The 2,819-nt window shown below is 63.5% G+C and carries 1 protein-coding gene; it reads right to left on the bottom strand.

Annotated elements, in window-relative coordinates:
- On the bottom strand, positions 1-2,819 hold a 2,819-nt coding region (locus tag C8258_RS32095; RefSeq protein WP_146161389.1), incomplete at both ends, for a non-ribosomal peptide synthetase.

Here is a 2,819-nt window from a genome sequence, read left to right as displayed (position 1 = left end):
GGGGGTCGTGTAGTTCGCCGAGTTGGGTGCGTTGCCAGAGTGCGTAGTCGACATATTGCACCGGTAGCGGCGTCCAGTGCGGGGCGTGGCCGTGTCGGCGCGCTCGGTAGGCTTCGCTCACGTCGCGGGCCATGGGGATCGGTGACCATCCATCGAAAGCGATGTGGTGCAACACAATTGCGATGATGTGCTGTTCGGGTCCTATCGAGTAGATCTGGGCGCGGATGGGGATCTCGGTCGACAGATCGAATCGGTGCGCGGCCAGCTCTGCCAAGGCGTCGGTCACATGCTGCTCGGGCAGCGATACGACTGCCGCGCCGTCGCGTCGCCACATTCCTGTTCTTGCGGGCAGCACGTGCTGGAAGGGCACGCCGTCGGTGTGGGGGAAGATGGTGCGGAGTGATTCGTGGCGGGCGAGGACGTCGTCGAGTGCGTCGTCGAGTGCGTCGGTATCCAGTGGTCCGTTGATCCGGAATGCGATCGGCATGTTGTAGACCGGGGAGGGTCCTTGGAGTTGGTCGATGAACCAGAGTCGTTGCTGCGCATACGACAACGGAATCACCGCGGGCCGCTCGACCGGTGTCAGTCGTGGGAGTCGGCTCGTACCCGCACTATCGATACCGGATGCCAGCCGGGCGACGGTGGGTGTGTCGAACACGGTGCGCACGGACAGGTCGGTGTCGAGGGTGGTGTTGATCGCGGCGATCAGGCGCATCGCCGACAGCGAATCTCCGCCGAGGTCGAAGAAGGAGTCGTCGATGCCGACGCGGTCGAGTCCGAGTGTGTGGGCGTAGATGGTGGTGAGGATCTCCTCGACAGGGGTACTCGGGGCGCGATACCCGCCCGCGGTGTACTCCGGTACCGGTAGGGCACGGGTGTCGAGCTTGCCGTTGACCGTCAGTGGCAGCGCCGCTACCTCCATCACCGCCGCGGGGATCATGTAGGCGGGAAGTTGTTCGGCGAGTTGGGTGCGTATCTCGTCTGGGTTTGCGGTGCCGGTGATGTAGGCGACGAGGAGTTTGTTTCCGGGGTGGTCTTCGCGGGTGATGACTGCTGCTTGTTCGATGCCGTCGAGTTGTGTGAGGGCGGTTCGTATTTCGCCGCATTCGATGCGGTAGCCGCGGATTTTGACTTGTTCGTCGGCGCGGGCGACGTAGTGGAGTTGGCCGTCGTTCGCCCAGCGGACCAGGTCTCCGGTGCGGTACATGCGTGCCCCGGTGCCTCCGAAGGGGCAGGCCACGAACCGTGATGCGGTCAATACGGTGCGACGCCAGTATCCGGGGCTGACGCCCGTGCCGGCCACATACAACTCGCCGGCGACTCCCACCGGCACCGGCCGTAGCCGGCGGTCGAGGACGAACAACGCTGCACCTGGTACTGGTGAGCCGATCGGTGGTGTTCCCGAACCCGGAGCCAATGGCGGAGTCAAGGAAACACACATGGTGGTTTCGGTGGGACCGTAGCCGTTGATGACTGTGTGTACGGGTGCCCACTGGTCTACCACTTGGGCGGGGCAGAATTCGCCACCGAGTATCAGGGTGACCGATTCCAAGCCTTGTGGTGTCAGCATCGCTGCCGCGGTCGGGGTTTGGGTCAGCACGGTGACGTGTTCGGCAGCGAGAACATCGTGAAAGTCGTTGGGGGAGCGAGTGATCGAGTCGGGGATCACCACCAGTCGTCCACCGTGCAGCAACGCGCCCCAGATTTCCCAGACGGAGACGTCGAAGGCGAGCGAATGACATTGCGCCCATACCTGTTCCGGCGCAGGCGTGACATCCAAGGGCACCAACAGTTGCGTGACGTTGTGGTGGGTGGCCGCCACACCTTTGGGGACCCCCGTGGTGCCGGAGGTGTAGATGAGGTAGGCGATGTTGTCCGGGCTGGGCGCGGATAGTGGGGTGTTGGGTTGGGTGTCGAGGGCGGGGTCGTTGATGTCGATGACGGTGACGTCGATCCCGTCGAGTCGTCCGGCCAGATCAGCTGTGCTGAGCACGGCTACGGGTGTGGCGTCGGTGAGCATGAATTCGATTCGTGCTCTGGGGTGTTCGGGATCGATGGGGAGGTAGGCAGCCCCGGTTTCCAGCACTGCTGTTATCGCGGTGATCGCTTCTGCTGAGCGTTGCATCAGCAACCCGACCACGCATCCGGGACCCACACCGCGGTCGGTCAGCAGGTGTGCCAACCGGTTTGCCGCTTCCTCCAGCTGCCGGTAACTGTATGAACGATCACCGCAGCTGAGTGCTATGGCGCTGGGGGTGCAGGCGACTTGTGCGGCGAACATCGCCGGCACCGACATCGCCGGGGATGTGTGCGCATCCAAGACGGCCCGGTTGCCGATCTCGTCCAATCGGGTGTGTTCGGATTCGTCGAGCAGGTCCACCGACGACAGCGATCGCCTCGGGTTGCTGGTTATGGCGTTCAGTGTTCGTTCGAGTCGTTGGATGAGTGTGTCGATGGTGGTGGTGTCGATGATGTCGGTGCGGAATTCGACTGCGCCGGTGAGTCCGTCGGGTTCGCCGGTGTCGGTGAAGCGTTCTCCGAGGGAGAAGGCGATGTCCATGCGGGCGCTGTGGGTGTCCAGCGGGAGCGAGGTGACGTCGAGATCTTCCAGCACGAAACCGGCTCCGGGGTCGTTGTTTCCGGCGAAGTTCTGCCACGCCAGCAACACCTGGATCAGCGGGTGATGCGTTAATGATCTGGCTGGGTTGAGTCGTTCGACCAGCACTTCGAACGGCACGTGCTGGTGTTCGAACGCTTCGAGGCTGCGCGTGCGAACCTGGGTCAACAGGTCGGTGAAGGTGGGGTCGCCGGCCAGATCG

Source organism: Nocardia sp. MDA0666 (assembly GCF_003023875.1).
Taxonomy (GTDB): domain Bacteria; phylum Actinomycetota; class Actinomycetes; order Mycobacteriales; family Mycobacteriaceae; genus Nocardia; species Nocardia aobensis.
Note: the sequence above shows the minus strand (reverse complement) of the source record. Positions and strands in the feature narration are given on the sequence as shown.